General features: G+C 53.2%; 21 protein-coding genes and 1 tRNA gene. 14 read left to right on the top strand and 8 right to left on the bottom strand.

What is annotated here, in order from left to right:
* The first annotated feature begins 121 nt into the window (after positions 1 to 121).
* On the top strand, positions 122 to 853 hold the full coding sequence (locus NMUL_RS05335) for a hypothetical protein (RefSeq protein WP_041352406.1): 732 nt from the start codon (positions 122 to 124) through the stop codon (positions 851 to 853).
* Positions 854 to 916: 63 nt separating this feature from the next.
* Here NMUL_RS05335 and NMUL_RS05330 read toward each other — a convergent pair whose 3' ends face one another.
* A complete protein-coding gene (locus NMUL_RS05330) occupies positions 917 to 1,144 on the bottom strand; it encodes a sulfurtransferase TusA family protein (protein WP_011380359.1) in 228 nt (75 codons plus the stop codon).
* A 331-nt stretch (positions 1,145 to 1,475) separates the two neighbouring features.
* On the opposite strand from NMUL_RS05330, the gene argJ reads away from it, so the two are divergent.
* Complete coding sequence (gene argJ, locus NMUL_RS05325; RefSeq protein ID WP_011380358.1) at positions 1,476 to 2,714, top strand: bifunctional glutamate N-acetyltransferase/amino-acid acetyltransferase ArgJ; 1,239 nt, start codon at positions 1,476 to 1,478, stop codon at positions 2,712 to 2,714.
* Positions 2,715 to 2,862: 148 nt separating this feature from the next.
* Here the strand turns inward: argJ and NMUL_RS05320 are convergent, their stop codons facing one another.
* Positions 2,863 to 3,468 (bottom strand): EF-hand domain-containing protein, encoded by a 606-nt coding sequence (locus NMUL_RS05320; protein ID WP_011380357.1) that lies wholly within the window; start codon positions 3,466 to 3,468, stop codon positions 2,863 to 2,865.
* 377 nt (positions 3,469 to 3,845) lie between these two features.
* Between NMUL_RS05320 and NMUL_RS05315 the strand changes: the two genes are divergently transcribed.
* Both NMUL_RS05315 and NMUL_RS05310 read left to right on the top strand, forming a co-directional pair.
* Positions 3,846 to 4,745, top strand: a complete 900-nt coding sequence (locus NMUL_RS05315; protein WP_011380356.1) for an ATP-binding protein — start codon at positions 3,846 to 3,848, stop codon at positions 4,743 to 4,745.
* Positions 4,746 to 4,753: 8 nt separating this feature from the next.
* Positions 4,754 to 5,731 (top strand): Nudix family hydrolase, encoded by a 978-nt coding sequence (locus NMUL_RS05310; protein WP_011380355.1) that lies wholly within the window; start codon positions 4,754 to 4,756, stop codon positions 5,729 to 5,731.
* Positions 5,732 to 5,907: 176 nt separating this feature from the next.
* Here the strand turns inward: NMUL_RS05310 and yacG are convergent, their stop codons facing one another.
* On the bottom strand, positions 5,908 to 6,105 hold the full coding sequence (gene yacG, locus NMUL_RS05305; RefSeq protein WP_011380354.1) for a DNA gyrase inhibitor YacG: 198 nt from the start codon (positions 6,103 to 6,105) through the stop codon (positions 5,908 to 5,910).
* 440 nt (positions 6,106 to 6,545) lie between these two features.
* Here yacG and petA point away from each other — a divergent pair, with 440 nt between their 5' ends.
* The 6 genes from petA to NMUL_RS05275 all read left to right on the top strand — a co-directional run bounded on the left by petA (position 6,546) and on the right by NMUL_RS05275 (position 10,352).
* Entirely contained in the window at positions 6,546 to 7,148 is a 603-nt protein-coding gene (petA, locus tag NMUL_RS05300) for a ubiquinol-cytochrome c reductase iron-sulfur subunit (protein ID WP_011380353.1), read from the top strand.
* Position 7,149: 1 nt separating this feature from the next.
* Positions 7,150 to 8,394, top strand: coding sequence for a cytochrome b (locus tag NMUL_RS05295; protein WP_011380352.1), 1,245 nt, complete (start codon positions 7,150 to 7,152; stop codon positions 8,392 to 8,394).
* Complete coding sequence (locus NMUL_RS05290; protein ID WP_011380351.1) at positions 8,394 to 9,131, top strand: cytochrome c1; 738 nt, start codon at positions 8,394 to 8,396, stop codon at positions 9,129 to 9,131. The genes NMUL_RS05295 and NMUL_RS05290 overlap by 1 nt, the downstream gene beginning before the upstream one ends.
* Before the next feature lie 55 nt (positions 9,132 to 9,186).
* Complete coding sequence (locus NMUL_RS05285; protein WP_011380350.1) at positions 9,187 to 9,786, top strand: glutathione S-transferase N-terminal domain-containing protein; 600 nt, start codon at positions 9,187 to 9,189, stop codon at positions 9,784 to 9,786.
* Positions 9,783 to 10,211 carry a ClpXP protease specificity-enhancing factor gene (locus tag NMUL_RS05280; protein ID WP_011380349.1) on the top strand — a complete coding sequence of 143 codons (429 nt, stop codon included), beginning with the start codon at positions 9,783 to 9,785 and terminating at the stop codon, positions 10,209 to 10,211. The genes NMUL_RS05285 and NMUL_RS05280 overlap by 4 nt, the downstream gene beginning before the upstream one ends.
* A gap of 65 nt (positions 10,212 to 10,276) precedes the next feature.
* A tRNA-Thr gene (locus NMUL_RS05275) sits at positions 10,277 to 10,352 on the top strand.
* A gap of 123 nt (positions 10,353 to 10,475) precedes the next feature.
* Here NMUL_RS05275 and NMUL_RS15915 read toward each other — a convergent pair.
* Entirely contained in the window at positions 10,476 to 10,649 is a 174-nt protein-coding gene (locus NMUL_RS15915; protein ID WP_167535557.1) for a hypothetical protein, read from the bottom strand.
* 272 nt (positions 10,650 to 10,921) lie between these two features.
* Here NMUL_RS15915 and NMUL_RS05265 point away from each other — a divergent pair, with 272 nt between their 5' ends.
* Positions 10,922 to 12,079: a sensor histidine kinase gene (locus NMUL_RS05265; protein WP_011380348.1), complete on the top strand. Its 1,158-nt coding sequence runs from the start codon at positions 10,922 to 10,924 to the stop codon at positions 12,077 to 12,079.
* Between the two features lie 168 nt (positions 12,080 to 12,247).
* Here the strand turns inward: NMUL_RS05265 and NMUL_RS05260 are convergent, their stop codons facing one another.
* Both NMUL_RS05260 and ppsA read right to left on the bottom strand, forming a co-directional pair.
* Entirely contained in the window at positions 12,248 to 12,427 is a 180-nt protein-coding gene (locus NMUL_RS05260) for a hypothetical protein (RefSeq protein WP_011380347.1), read from the bottom strand.
* A 409-nt stretch (positions 12,428 to 12,836) separates the two neighbouring features.
* Positions 12,837 to 15,224, bottom strand: coding sequence for a phosphoenolpyruvate synthase (gene ppsA / locus NMUL_RS05255; protein WP_011380346.1), 2,388 nt, complete (start codon positions 15,222 to 15,224; stop codon positions 12,837 to 12,839).
* A 97-nt stretch (positions 15,225 to 15,321) separates the two neighbouring features.
* Between ppsA and ppsR the strand changes: the two genes are divergently transcribed.
* The 3 genes from ppsR to NMUL_RS05240 all read left to right on the top strand — a co-directional run bounded on the left by ppsR (position 15,322) and on the right by NMUL_RS05240 (position 17,558).
* Entirely contained in the window at positions 15,322 to 16,170 is an 849-nt protein-coding gene (gene ppsR / locus NMUL_RS05250; protein ID WP_011380345.1) for a posphoenolpyruvate synthetase regulatory kinase/phosphorylase PpsR, read from the top strand.
* 470 nt (positions 16,171 to 16,640) lie between these two features.
* Complete coding sequence (locus NMUL_RS05245) at positions 16,641 to 17,093, top strand: carboxymuconolactone decarboxylase family protein (RefSeq protein WP_011380344.1); 453 nt, start codon at positions 16,641 to 16,643, stop codon at positions 17,091 to 17,093.
* Positions 17,094 to 17,141: 48 nt separating this feature from the next.
* Positions 17,142 to 17,558: a cupin domain-containing protein gene (locus NMUL_RS05240; RefSeq protein WP_011380343.1), complete on the top strand. Its 417-nt coding sequence runs from the start codon at positions 17,142 to 17,144 to the stop codon at positions 17,556 to 17,558.
* A 46-nt stretch (positions 17,559 to 17,604) separates the two neighbouring features.
* Here the strand turns inward: NMUL_RS05240 and NMUL_RS05235 are convergent, their stop codons facing one another.
* Both NMUL_RS05235 and NMUL_RS05230 read right to left on the bottom strand, forming a co-directional pair.
* The gene (locus NMUL_RS05235; protein WP_041352403.1) at positions 17,605 to 18,228 is read right to left on the bottom strand and encodes a hypothetical protein; all 624 of its coding nucleotides are present in this window, start codon (positions 18,226 to 18,228) and stop codon (positions 17,605 to 17,607) included.
* 274 nt (positions 18,229 to 18,502) lie between these two features.
* Positions 18,503 to 20,926, bottom strand: coding sequence for a phosphoketolase family protein (locus NMUL_RS05230; RefSeq protein WP_011380341.1), 2,424 nt, complete (start codon positions 20,924 to 20,926; stop codon positions 18,503 to 18,505).
* Positions 20,927 to 20,937: the final 11 nt, after the last annotated feature.

The following is a 20,937-nucleotide window of genomic DNA, read 5'->3' as shown; positions in this document are numbered from 1 at the left end:
GAAAATTCGTTGTTATGCGGCATGAAACCATGCTGACCTCCCCATACTTACCTGCCACGCTACCCTGTGCGTGAACCTTATCCCGACCCCACCTCCTACTTACTTTGACTGGTTTAACCATTTGAGATTCGCTGGGAACGATCAAATCCGCAAAGACCGTGCAGCCAGTTTTTTCGCCGGACTGCTATTGCTGCTTCTATTACCGCAACGCATGGCTTTGGCCGGCAATGACTCGTTTGAAGCCAATTGCGAGAAACTGATGGGTCCCGGCAAGGTGGCGGTTGTGTATCTGGATATCGCGCCGGCCGAGGACAGTTCGCGCACGGCCAGGGCGCTTCAATCGGTATCAGGAAAGACCGGCGACGCGTATCACAACGTGTACGGGTTGACGCATGCCGAACCGGAATTCAGATACGAATTCCGGACAAGGCAGTGGACAAGCACGGACGGGCGAACGTGCATGGTGCCGGACGTCTCGGTCAAACTGGGATTTGCGGCGATGCGGGTATATCTTGCCAGGGAACTTGACGACAGCTGCAGAAGAAATATCGTGCGCGAACATGAGCTGGAGCATGTGTCGGCGTGGCGGTCACACTTTCGTATTGGAGCGAGGATGCTGGAGGAACCGTTGCGGGCAGCCTTTTCCCAGCCGCGTTATTATGCTTCGCAAAACCAGGCACGGTCTGACTCGAGGCCTTGGGTGGAGGGGATACTGCAACCTTTGCAACAGCATCTGATGAAGGGTGTCATCGCCGCTCACCGCGCGATCGATTCACCGGTAGCCTACCAGCGCGTAACGCAACGGTTGCGTGCCTGTCCGGAAAGGCCACGGGAATACCGTGAATTCCGATGATTAAGATTTTCCTTAAACTACTTCTACTCCTTGCTGCTTCTACTCCTTGCCACTTCTTCTCTGCTACCTTTTCTTCATATAAAACGTGAATTCCCCCGCTGCTTCTGACAACGACAGCAGCTCATTTCCCGTCTGCTCGGCAAAAACCTGAAAGTCGATTACAGCGCCGGGGTCCGTTGCGATAATTTTCAGCACCTGGCCCGATATCATGTCCACAAGGGATTTTTTAGTGCGCAATATGGGCAGCGGGCAGTTCAATCCGCGCACATCCAGTTCTTTATCATAATTCATGCATCTTCTCCTTCATTCCTGTCTGGCCTGCTCGTATCAAGCGGCATGCCAGGTAAAACGGGGGCCCGGCGAACGAGAGCCATTCGCCGTTAATAATATTTCTGTCAGTTGCAAAAATTCTAATTTCCTGCTCGTCAGGGTAATGCGGGGCTATTCGGCATTATCAGCGGCTGAAAAGATGAGATGGAGGAGAACCTGAAGATGGGTTAGGATTGCGTTTTTCTACAATCTACTCTTCCGATTCAAAAAACAGGGTGGACGATAATACCACTGTCTTCTTTTACCCAAGCATCGATTGCGCTTCATTCGCCCATTACCTCGCCTATCTATTATGCCTGTCAACTTTACACCTGCTCCACCCGAACAACTCCTGGCCATAAAGGGCGTCACCCTGGGCATAGTGGAAGCCAACATCAGGAAACCAGGGCGCAAGGACCTCCTGGTCATCGTTCTGGATGACGGGGCGACGGTGGCGGGAGTGTTTACACAGAATGATTTTTGCGCAGCGCCAGTCACAGTCGCCCGGGAACATCTTTCGACCCTCGATTCAAAGAGTTCTATTCGTGCCCTTGTCATCAATACGGGGTGCGCCAACGCCGGCACCGGCGAAAGAGGCATTGAAGACGCCCGTACCACCTGCGCCGAGACTGCCCGGCTGCTCGGGTGTGCCAGCGAACAGATACTGCCTTTTTCAACCGGCGTGATCATGGAACCATTGCCTCTGCCCAAAATTGTCACCGGGTTGCCACGGGCAATAAACAACCTTGCGGCCGATAACTGGTTCGCCGCCTCTGAGGCGATCATGACAACCGATATTGTGCCGAAGGCAGTGTCCCGCCGGATTGCCCTCAATGGTACAACCGTGACGATTACCGGCATTGCCAAAGGTTCGGGAATGATTCATCCGAATATGGCAACAATGCTGGGTTTTATCGCAACCGATGCCGCCGTTAGCAATCCCTTGCTGGAACACATGGTCCGGCACGCTGCCGCCCATTCCTTCAATTGCATCACGGTGGACGGCGATACCTCCACCAATGACGCATTCATTCTGATGGCCACCGGATGCGCCGCTCATTCACCTATCGTGGATAAGGAAAGCCGGGAGTTCGTGCAATTGCAAGATGCGATAACCGGTGTCGCAGTGGAACTTGCTCAGAAAATCGTACGCGACGGCGAAGGCGCGACCAAGTTCATTACAATCCAGGTGGAAAGTGGCAAAACCGTGGAGGAATGCCGCAAGGTTGCTTACGCGATTGCACGCTCACCCCTGATCAAGACAGCGTTCTTCGCTTCAGATCCCAATCTCGGGCGAATACTGGCCGCCATCGGCTATGCAGGCATAGAAGCTCTTGACATCAACAAACTGCAACTTTATCTCGACGATGTACTGGTTGCGGAAAACGGGGGAAGAGCCTTTGCTTATGAGGAGAAAGAGGGACAGCGGGTGATGAAACAAGCGGAAATTACGGTGCGCGTCGCACTGAATAGAGGGCAGGCTGCAGCCACTGTCTGGACCTGCGATTTGTCTTACGATTATGTAAAAATCAACGCGGAGTATCGAAGCTGATACCAGTGCGCACGTCCCTATCCCAATCCGCAACCGCTCGAAATATATTGAGCACTGATGCCGTACGATTCCGCCACAGGACAGCCCTGTCGAGAACCGGTCAAAACCGGTTCTCGACAATATTGGAGTCCTCACTGAGGACGGTGTTTTACTCGCCCATGGGCCTCATATGGGGCAAATCACGGGGAACCGTCTCGCCCGCACCATATTCGCGGTAACGATGCACATCGACACCCCCATCGCGGTTGTACTGATCGCCACGGTACTGGTCACCTGATCCACCGTATTGGTCGCCGGGTCGGGAACCGTGGCCATGGCCGCGATATTTTTTCCTCATCGCGCTGGCCTCATCCTTATCGATATACCCGTCCTTGTTGGTATCCATCTTGTTAAACATCATTTCGGCGTGGCGGGCGTGCTCTTCCCTGCTTACCCTGCCATCATTATCGGTGTCCGCCATGGACATCCCGCAGCGGCCTTCTCCATACTTCTTGTCACCACCGTAGGCGTCCTTCCTGTCGCCATATCCGCCGGTGTCACCATATCCATCCTTCCTGTCGCCATATCCGCCGGTGTCACCATATCCGCCTTTGTTATCATAGTGGCTGTCCGCTACCATGAAACCTTTCTGAAGGGATTGTGCGGCGAAGGGGTTGTCGGCCGCAGAAGCAACGGAAGCAGTACCGAGCGTTGCAGCGAAAGCAGATCCGAGCGCGAGAGAAATGATTGACTTTTTGCTGGGCATATTATTCATAGTGTATTCTCCTGAGAGGTTACTCAATTTAAAGGAAGTTTCCCGGAAAGCGTACGCTTGCCAATTGCTGAAACCCATCAAAGATTTTTATCTTCTTGGTTTTTACGGTTCTATCGGAACCCGGAAAACGGGAACCCGGTAGCTGGACAACTGCCTGACGTACCGCGTTAAATCATGACGTTTTTAGCTGAGCCATTCCGTTCGTTAGCGCACATAAATCGTGCATTTGACACCGCGTTTGGCGGCAGATACCGTCCTGATACCGCCTGAAGCTTACACAGGAGTCTTTCTCAATATACCTCCAGCTACCGTGGCGAATTCCGTGGACGGGCCCTGAAATTCGTTACGGGTATAATTGAGCAATTTCAGGACTGGTCATGAACGATTGGGATAGGTTGTATGATCGGGCGGAAACTCTGCTCTCCCGGCTGGAAGGGTTGCTGCGCGCTGACGCGCCCGAGCCGGAGTGGAATGCCGCAGCCTTTCGCTGGCGAAAGACAGGACGCAGCGGATTCATCGAACCGGTGCGTTATCCTGATAGCATCACCTTCGAGGCATTGCAGAGCATAGGGCGGCAAAAAAGCCTTGTAGATCAGAATACACGGCAATTCGTGCGGCATCATCCTGCCAATAACGTGCTGCTTACGGGAGCTCGCGGAACAGGCAAGTCGTCGCTGGTAAAAGCGATGCTGAATAAATACGCAGCCGATGGGTTGCGTCTCATCGAAGTAGAAAAGCACCATCTCGTTGATTTGCCGGAAATCGTGGAGAAGGTATATCGTCGTCCGGAACGCTTCATTCTCTATTGCGACGACCTGTCGTTTGAATCCGGCGAGCCAGGCTACAAGGCCCTGAAAGTGGTTCTCGATGGCTCGATTGCCACTGCGTCCGAGAATGTGCTTGTCTACGCCACCTCCAATCGGCGCCACCTGATGCCCGAATATAGGGTGGATAACCAGGACACGCGGCATACCGGAGGGGAGATTCACCCGAGCGAAGCGGTCGAGGAAAAGACGTCGCTATCGGAACGTTTTGGTTTATGGATATCTTTTTACCCTTTCGACCAGGAACAGTATCTGGACATCGTGGCGCGCTGGCTCGCCTATTTCGGCATAGACAAAATGGACGACAGCATACGGGAAGAAGCGCTACGCTGGGCCCTCGGACGAGGTTCCCGCAACGGGCGGGTGGCGTGGCAGTTCGCGCGCGACCGGGCAGGTAGAGAGAAAGCTGGGCAGAAACCCGCGGACAAAACAGAGTTCCGCGCGGAACAATAAACCTCTTCATGCGCCCCGCTCCCTCCATCGTTGAAGTTGTTGCCGCCATCATCATCGGGAGCGACGGTTCCTTTCTTTTGGCCCGTCGCCCGGAAGGCAAACCCTATGCCGGCTACTGGGAATTTCCGGGTGGCAAGGTCAATCCGGAAGAATCCCTGTTGCGCGCACTCAAGCGCGAACTGCTGGAAGAATTGGGCATACATGTCAAGCATGCGTACCCCTGGATAACCCGCACATTCACCTATCCTCATGCCAGGGTACGGCTTCACTTTTATCGGGTCGTGGAGTGGCATGGCGAGCCTCATCCGCATGAAGACCAGGAGCTGTCGTGGCAGTTTGCGGACAATGTCTCTGTAGAGCCGTTGCTCCCTGCCAACGCACCCGTATTGCGGGCACTTGCCTTGCCCCCCGTGTATGGGATTACGAATGCCGCGGAGTGGGGGCCACAAATTGCAGCAGCCCGAATCGGGCACGCTCTCCAGAAAGGACTACGGCTGGTGCAGCTACGCGAAAAAGGAATGCGGAGTAAAGCGCTGGATGCCTTTGCCCGTGAAGTAACCGCACTGGCCCATCATTACGGCGCCCGCATTCTCGTAAACAGCGGCACGGGTAACGAGAGCCTCTGCCAGGAATTGGATATGGATGGAATCCACTTTACATCGGCTGATCTGATGAATCTTTCGAAACGACCCGATGTAGAATGGTGCGCGGCCTCCTGTCACAACGCCGAAGAGCTTTTCCGGGCCGAGCAACTGGAAATGGATTTCGCCGTTCTGGCTCCCGTACTTCCGACATTGAGCCATCCCGATTCCCCCGTGCTGGGCTGGCGAAAGCTTGCCAGAATCATCCACGGCAGCGCCATCCCTGTCTATGCGCTGGGAGGGCTGCAAAGCGAAGATCTTGCCATTGCCTGGGAACACGGTGCCCACGGCATCGCCCTGATGCGCCGTATTGAGCAGGTGCGCGGCACCGGGCAGAAGGCCTGAAGAAGCTGTATTCCGCCTCGAGGCCCATCTTCCTTTGGACGGTACCGCTCCTCTCTCCGCGATCGGACCATCGCGTCCTCCCTTTCGCGCATCTTATCCTGCAAAGCCGCCGTGGCGCCTGTGAGGAATCTGTCCAGCGATTCCCTAAACCCTTTGACGCCCTGGCCGCCTTGCCTCTATTTCTCGCTTCCTGACGGATCGTTCTCCTGTTTTTCCGAATCCTTTCCCGTATCGGGAATACGGTAGGATTCCGTCGCCCACTGCCCCAGGTCGATCAATTTGCAGCGTTCCGAACAAAACGGGCGAAAAGGATTGCTGTTATCCCACGCGACACTCTTGCCGCACTGCGGACAATTGACAACCGGTCGTTTCATGCCGGCCTCGTAGTTATCCCATGATATCCAATATCCAGCTGTTCGTTAGGGTTGACCATTTCTTTTCCTCCCCGCCCATCCTTGTAACAGTCCTGCCCCCTCGCACCCGTTACCTCGCGCAGATCGACTGAAGCATCCCCTTTGCCCCACAGGTTCCATGATCAAGACATTATAGTTGCAGGGCTCCCTGTTTGTCCCCCTGCTTAGCCTTTTGAAGGCTTCAAATCCGGGACTATTTCACTTGGAGTCATTTCAGCCCGCGGGGAGATACGGAGGTCATATCTGTTTGATTAAAAAATATAATGTTTCAAGTTTCATCGCTTTGCCCGCTCAAGTCATCTTGCAATCAATATTTATTTTCCAATACGTATCATGGTAAAATAGTTAAGTTTTTTTATAAATTTTTCTGGAAGTCCGAATCGGAAAACGGGACTGCAAATATGGCAGATATTGAAAAAAAAGAAGGTATGAACAGCAGGAGACGTTTTCTCCTGGCCGCAACTTCTGTTGCCGGCGGGATCGCGACTGTTGCGGTAGCGACTCCTTTCGTGATGAGTATGATGCCCAGCGAACGCGCCAAGGCGGCCGGGGCGCCAGTCGAGGTGGATATCAGCAAGGTCGAGCCGGGCATGCTGCTTCTGGTGGAATGGCGCGGCAAGGTGGTGTGGGTTCTGAACCGCACGCAGGATATGTTAGCCACATTGCCGAAGCTCGACAACCAGGTTGCGGATCCCAAATCTGAAAAGGATCAGCAACCGAAATACGCCCAGAATGAAACCCGTTCGATCAAGCCCGCCATTCTCGTGGTCGAAGGGGTTTGCACCCACCTGGGCTGCTCCCCGGTATTCCGAAAGGACGTTGCACCCGCCGACCTCGGCCCCGATTGGCTTGGCGGTTTTTTCTGTCCATGCCACGGCTCCAAGTTCGACCTTGCAGGACGTGTGTACAGGGCAGTTCCGGCACCCACTAACCTGGTTGTCCCACCCCACATGTATTTGAGCGATACGCGCCTGCTGGTCGGGTCTGATAAGGAGTCTGCATAAAATGAGCAAGCGATTGGAGGCAATGATCGGCTGGATCGACGCCCGATTTCCATTGACAGCCAACTGGAGAGCGCATCTCAGCGAGTACTACGCGCCCAAGAACTTCAATTTCTGGTACTACTTCGGTTCACTTGCCATGCTCGTGCTGGTGAACCAGCTTCTCACCGGCATTTTCCTCACGATGAACTACAAGCCGGATGCCAGCATGGCATTCGCCTCGGTGGAATATATCATGCGTGACGTGAATTACGGCTGGATTATCCGTTACATGCATTCCACCGGCGCCTCGATGTTCTTCGTGGTCGTCTACCTGCACATGTTCCGCGGGATGATGTATGGCTCCTATCGCAAACCGCGCGAGCTTCTCTGGGTCATCGGCATGGGCATCTTTTTCGTCCTCATGATGTTGGCATTCACCGGCTATATCCTCCCCTGGGGGCAGATGTCATACTGGGGCGCGCAGGTGATCATCAGCATGATCGGCGCGATCCCGGTGATCGGCCAGACGCTGTCGAACTGGATTCTGGGCGACTTCATGCTCTCGGATGCGGCGCTCAACCGCTTCTTTGCCTATCACGTGGTGACCCTGCCCGGCCTGCTGGTAGTGCTGGTGATCGTCCATATTCTGGCGCTGCATGAAGTAGGTTCGAACAATCCGGACGGGATCGAGATCAAGGCCAACAAGGACCCCGTGACGCATATCCCCGTGGATGGCATTCCCTTCCACCCCTATTATTCGGTAAAGGATATTTTCGGCGTCGTCGTGTTCCTGATCGTGTTTACCGGCATCATATTCTTCATGCCGGAAATGGGCGGATACTTCCTCGAGTACAATAATTTCATTCCTGCCAACACGCTGCAGACTCCCGACCACATCGCCCCAGTATGGTATTTCACGCCATACTATTCGATGCTGAGGGCGGTGACAGTGAACTTTCTCTGGATAGATGCCAAGCTCTGGGGCATCGTGCTGATGGGCGGCTCCGTCGCAATCTTTGCCTTGCTGCCATGGCTGGATCGCAGTCCGGTAAAATCCATCCGGTACAAGGGGCCCATTTTCAAGTTTGCCCTTACACTTTTTGTCATCAGCGTCCTTGTGCTTGGCTGGCTGGGCACAAAATCGCCCACACCCCTCTACACGTTGCTCGCGCAGATATTCACGGTAATCTATTTTGCTTTTTTCATTCTCATGCCGTGGTACAGCAAGATCGATAAAACCAAGCCTGAACCGACCAGGGTGAGATAATGAGAAACCTTAAAAGCATCGTATTTGTTTTTTGTCTGGCTCCGCTTGTCGCATTCGCAAGCGAGTCGGCAGTACCGCTTGATACGGCGCCCATCAAGCCGAGGGACATGACTTCCCTGCAGCGGGGTGCGAAGACCTTTGTCAATTATTGCCTGTCCTGTCACAGCGCGGAATTCATGCGCTATAACCGGCTGCGCGATCTCGGCCTTACCGAGTCACAGATCAGTGAAAACCTCATATTCACAGGTCAGAAAGTCGGCGAACTCATGACGGTGGCAATGCCAAAGAAGGAAGCAAAGCAATGGTTCGGAGTAACTCCGCCTGATCTCTCCGTCATTGCCCGTTCGCGCGGTCCTGACTGGCTTTATACCTATCTGCGGAAATTTTATCGGGATGACAGCACTGCAACCGGCTGGAATAACCTTGTGTTCGACAAGGCCGCCATGCCTCACGTGCTGTACGAATTGCAGGGAGAGCAAGTCCTCAATGTAAAGTCAGAGGATGACGGCCACGGCGGTAAGCACGAAATAAAGGAATTGACCCTCGCGAAACCGGGGTCGCTTTCCAAGACGGAATACGACGCATACGTTGCCGATCTGGTGAATTTCCTGGTTTACCTGGGTGAACCCGCAGCCAACAAGCGCGTGCAGATCGGAATTGTCGTGATGCTCTTCCTGTTCCTCATGCTTGTGCTGACCTATGCCCTCAAGAAGGAATACTGGAAGGATGTTCATTGAGATTGATCATTATCCAGAAAGCAGTCGACTTGATATTGCTGGGAATTAACCGGTCATGATGACTTTGTACTCAGCCACAACCTGCCCGTACAGCCATCGTTGCCGGATCGTGCTGTACGAAAAGGGTATGGATTTTCAGATCATTGATGTGGATCTGCATAACAGGCCTGAAGATCTGGCAGTGATGAGCCCGTATGGTCGCGTCCCCGTCCTGGTGGAGCGCGACCTCGTCCTGTACGAATCCAATATCATCAACGAGTATATTGACGACCGCTTCCCTCACCCGCAACTGATGCCCGCGGACCCCGTGATGCGGGCGCGGGCCCGTCTGTTTCTGCACCGCTTTGAACAGGAACTTTTCTGTCATCTCGAAGCAGTGGAGCATGGCAACCAGAAAGCGGCGGAAAAAGCGCGCGCAACGATTCGCGATAACCTGACCCTCATCGCCCCTGTCTTTGCCAAACAGAAACATATGCTGGGGGATGAATTTTCCATGCTCGATGTCGCCATAGCACCCCTGCTGTGGCGGCTCGATCATTACGGCATCCAGCTACCCAAGCAAGCCGCGCCCCTGCTGAAATTTGCCGAGCGCCTGTTCAGCAGACCGGCATTCATCGATGCGCTCACAGCCTCTGAAAAGGCCATGCGCAAATGAGAGAGCTTTCCACCAAGCCTTATCTGATTCGCGCCATTTACGAATGGTGCTCGGATTGCGGTTATACGCCTTACATCTCGGTTAAAGTGGATGACAACACCCGCGTACCGGATGAATATGTGAAGGATGGCGAGATTATTCTCAACATAAGCCACGATGCTGCTCACCACCTTACGCTTGGAAATGAAGTGATACAGTTCTCGGCGCGGTTTGCCGGCGTCTCGCGTGAAATCTCCATCCCCCTGGCGACAGTCCAGGGAATATTTGCCAAAGAAACCGCACGCGGTATGCTTTTTCCAGCCGAGGTAGAACCGGATGCCCCCCAGGATGAGGCTGCCGGAAAAGAAGCCGATGAGTCCCAATCCTCATCGGATCGGCCCCCTGCCAGGGCAACCAAGAACCGTCGGCTTCAAGTGGTCAAGTAAGGGCGAGCTGTCACCCGTATCAGCGGTTTGCTCCCCTCCTTTCCAGTCTCTATAATTGCATCCACGCCGGCATAGCTCAGTTGGTAGAGCAGCTGATTTGTAATCAGAAGGTCCCGAGTTCGAATCTTGGTGTCGGCACCAGCAGTTGCTTAACATTCAGGTAGCAGATTTAACGCCACTCCGATCTGTACCGCCCCACTTCCAGCTGGTGGTAACGCAATTCCTTATCTCTCTGCTCAATTTTGTTCTGACGTTCGAGTTGCATTAAGCAGTCGGCAATTTCCCACTGGCGGCGCCTTGCACCCTGCCCGATCCGCTGCACTTCCGATAACTGTCGCTTACGGTTCCACTCGTCTTCCATGTTGGATAAGCCTCGTAGGCGGTGACTTCACTGCTCATGACAGCCACCAGTATGAAAGCTTCAATTATTCTTCTCATCGTTTCGTTCCTATAAAACAAAAAGGCTGGGTTTTCCCCGCCTGATTCAGGTTTATACCCGTTCGGAGCTTGGATTCCATAACCCTAAATAACTTCCCCTCCGCAACAATAACATGACCGAGGGCCGAAGCTTTGCAGTCACACCCCCCACATGTAATACTTCCCCAACTTGCTAAATGCTCCGATCCGTCACCCACCAACTCTTCGTGGCTATCTTCCCAAGGCTTAAATCATATTGCTCCTTTCCTCATCAATAAAAAAGGGCGTTTATCATGACTCTGGCAAGCGACCAAAATATCAATCCTGAGAAACTTTCCGCAACCGCTCGAAGAATGCTCGAGCTTCGAGATGAAGTACTTTCGGAATGGATGAAAAGGGTTCGAAACAGCATCAAGGAAGCCGAGCATTTACCCAATCCAATAATCATCAATACCTTTCCCGCCCTGTACGATAACCTTGCCGAAGCTATTACGCCTGATTATCCAAGAGCAACAGGAAATGAGGGTACTACGGTGGCGGCGGAGCACGGTGGGGAGCGAGCGCGCCTTACAAGCTATAACGCGCACTCGGTAATCGCGGAATATCAGCAACTGCGGTGGACAATCTTTGATGTTCTAAAGATGAATGACGTACGCCTCAATGACCGTGAAATTTACATTATCAATGCCTCTATCGATGGATCAATCCGTGAGGCTGTCAACGCCTTCGCCTTGACCCAGGCAGCGCTCCAGGAAAGATTTGTTGCAACACTTGCTCACGACCTGAGAAATCCATTATCGAATGCCCATCTTGCCGCCCAGTTGATCAAATCCACGTCCGATTTGAACAAGATAAAGGAATTTGCGGAAGGAATCATGAACAACCTGAGTCGAATGGATGGAATGATTCGCGATTTGCTCGACTCGATAAAATTCCACATGGGAGAACAATTACACCTGCGGCTCAAGGAATTCGACATACAGGAAGTCATGAAGGAAGTACTCGACAGCTTCACCGCCATTCATGGGGCACGCTTCCGTCTGATCGGCACTTCTATCACAGGATGGTGGGACCGGGAGGCAATCAAACGGGCGGTGGAAAATATTATTGGAAATGCAGTGAAATATGGCTCTGCCGATACGCCTGTTCGAATCAAGATTGCTTCACAAAACGAGCGCATGCTACTGTCTGTGCATAACGAAGGGGAATTCATTCCACCTGAACAAATCGAGAGTATATTTCAAATATTCGGAAGAGCAGAGGCCGCAAAAAAGGGAAACAAGGAAGGCTGGGGTATTGGCTTGCCGTATGTGCGAAGTGTTGCGGAAACCCATGGTGGCAGTGTCGCGGTCGATAGCTCACCTTATCGCGGCACAACCTTCACGATAGATATTCCGGTGGATGCAAGACCTTATCAAGGTGCCTTGCAACCTTCCCGGAAGCCGGAATGACTTGTAATAATTTCGATATCACTCTGATCGTTTCCCCTATTTCAAGGTGATTTCCCGACTGACCCTTCGACAAGCATTTCCTGAGCTCGTCGAAGGGCTCGGGCGAATGGGAGGAGAAAACCAAGGTGAATGGGGAACAGGGAGTGTTCAACTCCTGCAGGTGTCGCCTTAATTCCTTTTGGCTATTTGCAGCTTGATTTCCTCTAATTCCTGCTGAATCTGCTCCACCGATGCCACCAGGTAAATAAGGCCGAGATAAAGATTGTATTTTTCCGGCTGGGTTTCCTTATCGCCAAACGCATTCAGATTTTCCACAAACATTCTTTTCGCATCCGAGGTTACCGACATTTCTTATCTCCTTCTCCAAAAGTACCCTTTGCAATGAATCTTGCCGACGGTTGTCGCTCCTGCGTGAGAATCCGAATGCCCTGCTCAGACATGCATGTGCAAACTGCCCCCCATATCCCTCATCTCCTCGAAAGTTGATCCGCTTTTATCGCTTCCTTTCACCCTCTTCTCTTTGCAATTAATGAAATGTCATACAACCTGGAAAAGAAAAAGCCCAGAATGGAGGGCTGACCATATCTGGGCTTGGGTCGTAAGGGAGAGGATGGACCCGAGGGTGTTTACATAAGGGGTAAATGCTAACACCGGCATCAATGGTCTCATAACGATGTGTCGAATCTATGACAATGAAAGTGAAAGTTGCTGTCCGGCAAATGATCGACAAACTTGCCGAGCTCGGCGAATTCTTTGACTATAGCTGTTTTTTTGCCTCCTCTACCAGATATAACCAGGTATCGATGATGGTATCGGGATTAAGCGACAGGGTTTCAATGCCCTCTTCCATCAGCCATCGTGCGAGGTCAGGGTGGTCGGAAGGCCCCTGTCCACAGATTCCCACATATTTGCCGGTTTTACGGCATGCCTGGATAGCCATCCTCAGAAGCGCTCTTACCGCCGGATCGCGTTCGTCGAAGGCTTCCGCAACGAGGCTGGAGTCACGGTCCAGCCCGAGAGTAAGTTGAGTAAGATCGTTGGACCCGATCGAGAAACCATCAAAATATTCCAGAAACTGTTCCGCCAACAATGCGTTGGACGGAATCTCGCACATCATGATCAAACGCAGTCCATTCTCGCCCCGCTTCAAACCGTTTTCCGCCAGCAGCTCCACCACCCGTCGGGCCTCGGACAGTGTCCGCACAAAGGGGATCATGATTTCCAGGTTGGTCAGCCCCATTTCGTTGCGCGCTTTCTTCAGCGCGCGGCATTCCAGCTCGAAACAATCCCGGAATTCGTCCGCTACGTAGCGTGAAGCACCGCGGAAACCAAGCATCGGGTTTTCCTCCCTCGGTTCATAATCATGGCCGCCGATGAGGCTGGAGTATTCATTTGATTTGAAATCGGACATCCGCACGATTACAGGTTTTGGAAAAAAGGCTGCGCCCAGGGTGGCGATTCCCTCGGTAAGCTTTTCCACGTAAAAATTGACTGGATCGGCGTAACCGCTGGTTTGGGCCTCGATCTGCTGCTTCACGTCTTGCGGAAGCCTGGCAAATTGCAGCACTGCTTTTGGATGCAGGCCGATCATGCGCGCAATGATGAACTCAAGCCGCGCCAGCCCCACTCCATGGTTGGGAATGCGTTGAAACCCGAAGGCAAGCTCGGGATTGCCGACATTCATACTGATCTTGACCGGAGCCTTCGGCATGCTTTCGAGCGCGATGTCGGTCACCTCGACTTCCAGCTTCCCCTGATAAATATTGCCGGTATCCCCTTCGGTGCAGGATACGGTGACAATCTCATTCTCCGTCAACAAGCCGGTGGCATTGCCGCAGCCGACCACCGCAGGAATTCCCAGCTCACGCGCAACGATTGCCGCATGGCAGGTTCGTCCTCCACGATTGGTAACGATGGCGGCAGCCCGTTTCATTACCGGCTCCCAATCAGGATCGGTCATATCGGTTACCAGCACGTCACCCTCGCGTACCCGCGACATTTCCTGCGCGTCGGGAACCAAGCGAACAGGGCCGCTCCCTATTTTCTGGCCTATGGCGCGCCCTGACACGAGTATCGCGGATTTGCTCTTCAGGCGATAGCGCCGCAATGTATCCATCGCGGCGTGTGCCTGCACTGTCTCCGGCCGGGCCTGCAGAATATAGAGCTTGCCGTCCGCACCATCCTTGCCCCACTCGATATCCATCGGTCTTTGATAATGCCGCTCGATCACGAGAGCATGACGGGCCAGTTCTTCCACATCTGCATCGTTAATGGAGAATCGTTTACGATCCCCCTCTTCCACATCCACTGTCTCAACCGCTCGGGCGGCGCCGCGGCCTTCAGCAAACCGCATCTTGATGAGTTTCGAGCCCAGGTTACGCCGCAGGATAGCCGGCCTTCCCTGTGTCAATGCCGGTTTGTAGACGTAGAACTCGTCGGGATTGACCGCGCCCTGGACAACGGTTTCACCCAGCCCATAGGAGGCGGTGATGAAAACCACTTGGTCAAAACCGGATTCGGTATCCAGTGTAAAAATCACTCCCGCGGCACTGATGTCGCTGCGCACCATCCGCTGTATTCCGGCCGAAAGCGCGACTTCGGAATGAATGAACCCTTTATGCACACGATAAGAGATGGCCCGGTCGTTGTAGAGGGAAGCAAAGACATCCTTGACCGCTTTCAGAAGGCTATCCAATCCCTGGACATTGAGATAAGTCTCCTGCTGCCCGGCAAACGACGCGTCCACCAGATCTTCGGCAGTGGCCGAAGAACGCACCGCTACCGAAATTTCACCTTCCGCCTCGCCCAGCATTTTCTCGTAAGCAGCAGAAATTTCATTTTCCAGACGAGGTGGAAACGATGCTTGCACTATCCAGGAGCGAATTTGTGTGCCGGCCGCAGCCAGTGCCTGAACATCTTCTATATCAAGTTCAGCGAGGGTTTGCTCGATACGCTGTGCGAGCCCATCCTGAGCCAGGAAATCGCGATAGGCATCGGCAGTGGTTGCAAAACCGCCGGGAACCCGAATTCCCATCCCGGTCAGCTGGGTGATCATCTCGCCAAGGGAGGCGTTTTTGCCGCCGACGCGACTCACATCCGTCATGCGCAAAGTGTCAAACCAGGCTATATAGGGCGACTCGTCCATTTTGACTCCTGATTGTGCAAATACTGGCCAAAGAAGAATTGTGCTACATTTTGAAGCGGAATTTCCACCCGGAAATCATCGATAGTTTCTCATAATCATGCCGATCATGCCGATTACCCCCAAACCGATTCGTCGAACTGCCTTCTTTCTTTCAGACCGTACCGGGATTACGGTGGAAATGCTGGGGCATAGCCTGCTCAGTCAATTCGAAAATATTCCCCTGGATGAGATCACCCTACCCTATATTGACAGCAAGGCAAAAGCTACTTCGGCCGTCCGGACGATCAATGAGCGGTACATCGCGGACGAGGCCCGCCCGCTGGTGTTCAGTACGTTGGTGAATCCCGAAATCAGGCTTATCATCAATTCTGCCGACGCTCTGCATCTCGATTGCTTCAGCATTTTTATTGCTCCACTGGAAGCTGAGCTGGGTGCGCGTTCGTCGGAAAACATGGGGCGTTCTCATCGCGTTTCCGATCCAACGGGGTACTGGAAGCGTATCAACGCAATAAATTACGCTCTGGAGCACGACGATGGCTTGTCGCAAAAAAACTGGAACCGGGCCGATGTTACCCTGGTAGGCGCTTCCCGTACCGGCAAGACCCCGACTTGTCTCTATCTCGCCTTGCAATATGGAATTTACGCGGCAAACTACCCGCTTATTCCCGAGGATTTCCAGCGCGAAGAGCTTCCTGCCCAGATCAGGAATATACGAAGCAAGTTGTTCGGCTTTACCATTCACCCGGAGCGGCTCCATGAAATACGCAGCGAACGCAAGCCGGAAAGCGTGTACGCTTCCCTCAAGAACTGCGAGTATGAAGTGCAGAGCGCGGAAAAGCTGATGCGCCGCGCGGGCATCCCCTATCTCGACGCAACCAGCAAATCCATCGAAGAATTGGCGACCGCGGTACTGCACGAAGCAAAACTCGAACGGAAGATTTATTAGCCGGAGAAGCCGTAAGAGAGGACCCGGCAGCACAAGTCCATATTTTCATTAATTTACCCCTACGGTATGAAACCCGAAAGGCCTGTTTGGGAGATGGAAGGGGGATAGAAATGAGGAAATTCATGAGAGACACTCACAACTGATAATACGCAAGCTATCAAGGGTAAATGGAGGAATAAAAATTAGCCGCCTCTAATTTGCTTTTTCTTTATCCTCATCTATAAATTGAAATGAAATGGGGGATGCTGTGTCATTAGGCCATCCGCTATCCAATTTTTACTGGAGATAATCAAGGGGACGCCATAGAGAGGGGCGCTGTCCGGCAACGATAAGCGTCGGGAATTTGTCTCGCTTTTCAAGGACAACTCGACGTTTGTCGATCTAAAGGTTCATTACGCCGAACCCATCACTGTGGATCAACCCGGCCAGTAGCTTATTCGCTGGCAGGTACATATAGGGGAGGAGATTTCATGTCAGAAAGAATCAATCTGGGTAAATCCGCTCCAGCCCTTTACCAAGCCGTCATGGGCCTTGAGAAGCTGGCAGCGGAGGCCATTGCTTCCGCAAGCATCCCCGAGGGCTTTGCACATCTGCTGCGCCTTCGTGCATCCCAACTCAACCAGTGCGCATTCTGCATCAGGATGCATACTCATGACGCCCTGTCCAGTGGCGAGTCGAGCGATCGCATAAGTGTCCTGCCTGCCTGGCGGGAAACCGGGTATTTCACTGAAAAGGAACGTTCATCGTTGGCACTGGTGGAAGCAATCACATTGATCTCTGAGGGACAAGTACCGGATGCCATCTATGAGCAAGCAGCAGCCCATCTGTCAAAAAATGAAATATCGGCTGTCGAGTGGCTCTCGGTAGTCATCAATGCTTGGAATCGCATTGCCATTTCCAGCCGTTATCCTGTGAAGGCATGAGCATGGCCAACAATTCTCCACTCATTTCCATCAACGAAAGGAGACATAATGTTTACCAGGTTTCTCTGCAGCGTTGCCTGCGCAGCTCTCTCCATAAGCGGGGCTTCAGCCGATAACCTGCCTGCTGACAAATCCAAGGTAACCCTGGTCTTTGATCATGCCCTTCCGAATGTGCCTGGCAAAAGCATGAAAGGCGTGCTTGTCGAATACGAGCCGGGAGCCTCGTCGCCCGCCCATACCCATCCAAAGTCGGCTTTCATCTATGCAACGGTCCTGGAGGGGGAAATTCGTAGCAAAGTCAATGACGGTCCGGAAAAGGTTTATCGCGCCGGCGAAAGCTTCGCTGAACTACCGGGTGACCATCATGCCGTCAGCGCAAATAACAGCAAGACTCAGCCTGCACGCCTGCTGGCCGTCTTTGTCGTCGATACCAACGAAAAAAATCTCGTCACGAACGACAAATAGCGAATATCCCCGCGCGTAGCCTCGCTTCAGGATATCGCAGGAGGAATCATGCCACATTCAGCCAGCTGGCACCGTAATCATAGCGGTATTTCGTCAGCATCGATTTCACATCGTTATCTTCCAGCACCTCATCAGCCGCCTTCTTGAATGCCTTGTCATCCGGATAGAGCTCCGAAAATGCGATGATGGACATGGCAGCCAGCTCCCATTCTTTCCTGGCAAATTCATTGTCAGTACCGTCCCTGAAGTCAGAATTACCAAACACCGCGCGCGGCCTGTCCACCCGGACGCTCATCTGATACAGGACATAACCGACTACGAACATCACCACCCCTGCGGCGAGCAACTCCTTGAGAATATAAACCACGCCCAGGAAGAACGATGTCAGGGACAAAACGATACTGTTGCGCTGCTTTTTCCACGAAGTGGTCGGATATGCCAAAGCCATCCAGTATTTCACAATGTAAGCGGTGAGTTCCTCCGCATTGTTCCACTTCACCGCGAGAACTTTCGTTATCGTCGATGGAGGGATATCCGATCTGCCGATCAGCGCGTGCGGAGCAATGACCAGGGCATATAACACGGGCAGCACCGCCCCCCAGTAAATGGCAAGCATGTGATTGAGTGAAAACGACGCGTACAGCGCAATGAAATTGATGATGAGTATCATCAATGCTCCTATCCGATCCGGGGGTTGGATATTTGGAATAATGAACGAGATACGATTCCAATCAATATCGATACGAATTGCGTAAGATTCAGAGCGGTCCCGAAAGAATTTCTCATGTGAATGTACTCTCTTCCTGCGAGGAGCCATCCCACCCTTGAACGGGCACCCCATGGAAAATACTGGAGTTACTGGAGATATATTTCAATATAGCATGCGCGGTGATAAAAACATTTTTAGCAGGAAAACCGCCATTTTACTGGGCAGGCAACAATGGCTACGAACCGGGTGAAGGCCAATGCCAATCCCGTATCTCCGGCATGTCCTCACCGTATTGCCGGATATAGCGTTTATGGTCGATCAGCTTGTCGCGCATCAGTTGCTTGAGGTAAGCGCCTTTGGAACTCAGCTTGGGTACACGGTCCGCCACATCCATTACCAGATGAAACCGGTCCAGATCGTTAAGTACTGTCATATCGAAAGGGGTAGTCGTGGTGCCTTCTTCCTTGTAACCGCGCACATGCAGGTTGGGATGATTGGTGCGACGGTAAGTCAGGCGATGAATCAGCCAGGGGTAGCCGTGATAGGCGAAAATGATGGGCTTATTGGTCGTGAACAGCGTATCGAAGTCCCAGTCTGAAAGCCCGTCCGGATGTTCCGATCGAGGCTGCAAGGTCATCAGGTCGACGATATTGACAACACGGATCCTCAACTCCGGGACATGGCGCCGCAGCAGATCCACGGCAGCCAGCGTCTCCAGGGTGGGAATGTCGCCCGCGCAAGCCATGACCACATCCGGCTCGTCCTCCTGATCGTTGCTCGCCCACCCCCATATCCCGATACCAGCGCTGCCATGTCTGATGGCCGCATCCATATCCAGCCACTGAAGTGCGGGCTGTTTTCCCGCGACGATGACATTGATGAAATTTCGGGAACGAAGGCACTTGTCGGTAATATAAAGAAGGGTATTCGCATCCGGCGGAAGATAGACACGAATGATGCTTGCCTTCTTGTTGACGACAAGGTCAATAAAACCGGGGTCCTGATGGGAAAAGCCGTTGTGGTCCTGGCGCCACACATGCGATGTCAAGAGATAATTGAGGGAGGCGATGGGTCGCCGCCAGGGAATTTCCTTGCTGACCTTGAGCCATTTGGCATGCTGGTTGAACATGGAATCAACGATGTGGATGAAAGCCTCATAGCAGGAAAAAAGTCCGTGACGTCCGGTAAGCAGATAACCTTCCAGCCAGCCCTGGCATATGTGTTCGGACAATATCTCCATCACCCGCCCGTCGGGAGAGAGGTGCTCATCCTCAGGCAGCTGCTGCGCAACCCAGGCTCGAGCTGTTACATCGAAGAGGGCGTCAAGCCGGTTCGAGCTGGTCTCATCCGGTCCCATTACCCGAAAGTTGGAGCTATCCAGATTGAGTTTCATGATATCGCGAAGAAACTTACCCGTTTCCCGCGTGGCTTCCCGCACTTCCGTCCCCGGTACGGGTACGTCAACGGCATAGCTGCGAAAATCGGGCATTTCCAGCTCTTTCAGAAGCAGACCGCCATTGGCATGGGGATTGGCACCCATGCGCCGATCCCCTTCGGGCGCAAGCGCCGCCAGTTCCGGCATGAGACAGCCGTTCTCATCGAATAACTCTTCGGGTTTGTAGCTCCTCATCCAGTCTTCCAGCTGCTTCAGGTGATCCGGCTTGGAACCGAGTTCCGCAAGGGGTACCTGGTGTGAGCGCCAGTAGTCTTCCAGCTTTTTCCCATCCACTTCTTCCGGTCCGGTCCATCCTTTAGGGCTGCGCAGGATAATCAGCGGCCAGCGGGGATAGGTCACGGCTTCCTGCCTCTCCCCTGAATTCACTCCACGGCTGCGCGCCTCACGCTGTATTCTCCGTATACTTTCGATCGCGGTATCCAGCACGGCAGCCATCGACTGATGCATGGGCCCGGGGTCCGACCCCTCGACGAAATAGGGCTGGTAGCCATAACCAGCAAACAGGCTTTCCAGTTCCTCATGGCTGATGCGCGCAAGTATGGTAGGGTTTGCGATCTTGTAGCCGTTGAGATGCAGAATAGGCAGCACCGCTCCATCGCGGGCCGGATTGAGAAACTTGTTCGAGTGCCAGGAGGCGGCAAGCGGTCCGGTTTCAGCTTCCCCATCGCCCACCACGCAAGCCACGATCAAATCCGGATTGTCAAAGGCCGCCCCGAAAGCATGTGAAAGCGAGTAACCCAGTTCCCCGCCTTCGTTTATCGACCCCGCCGTTTCCGGGGCAACATGACTCGGAATCCCCCCGGGAAAGGAAAACTGCCGAAACAGCCTCTTCATGCCTGTTGCATCCCGGGAGATACGGGGATAAAACTCGCTGTAGCTCCCCTCCAGCCACGTGTTGGCAACCATTGCCGGTCCACCGTGCCCGGGTCCGCATACATAGAACATATCCAGATCAAATTTTTTTATGATGCGGTTCAGATGCGCGTAAATAAAACTGAGACCGGGGCATGTACCCCAATGGCCCAGCAGGCGCGGCTTGATGTGCGTGACGGTAAGGGGCTCCTTGAGCAAGGGGTTGTCCAGCAGATAGATTTGCCCCACCGAGAGATAATTGGCCGCTCGCCAGTATGCATCGATCTTGCGCAGTTCGTCCGTGGATAGCGGATTGCTTTCGGTTTTTACTGCAGGCGAAGCACGGTTCATATTGAATCCTC

This window comes from Nitrosospira multiformis ATCC 25196, from assembly GCF_000196355.1.
Lineage (GTDB): Bacteria > Pseudomonadota > Gammaproteobacteria > Burkholderiales > Nitrosomonadaceae > Nitrosospira > Nitrosospira multiformis.
Note: the sequence above shows the minus strand (reverse complement) of the source record. Positions and strands in the feature narration are given on the sequence as shown.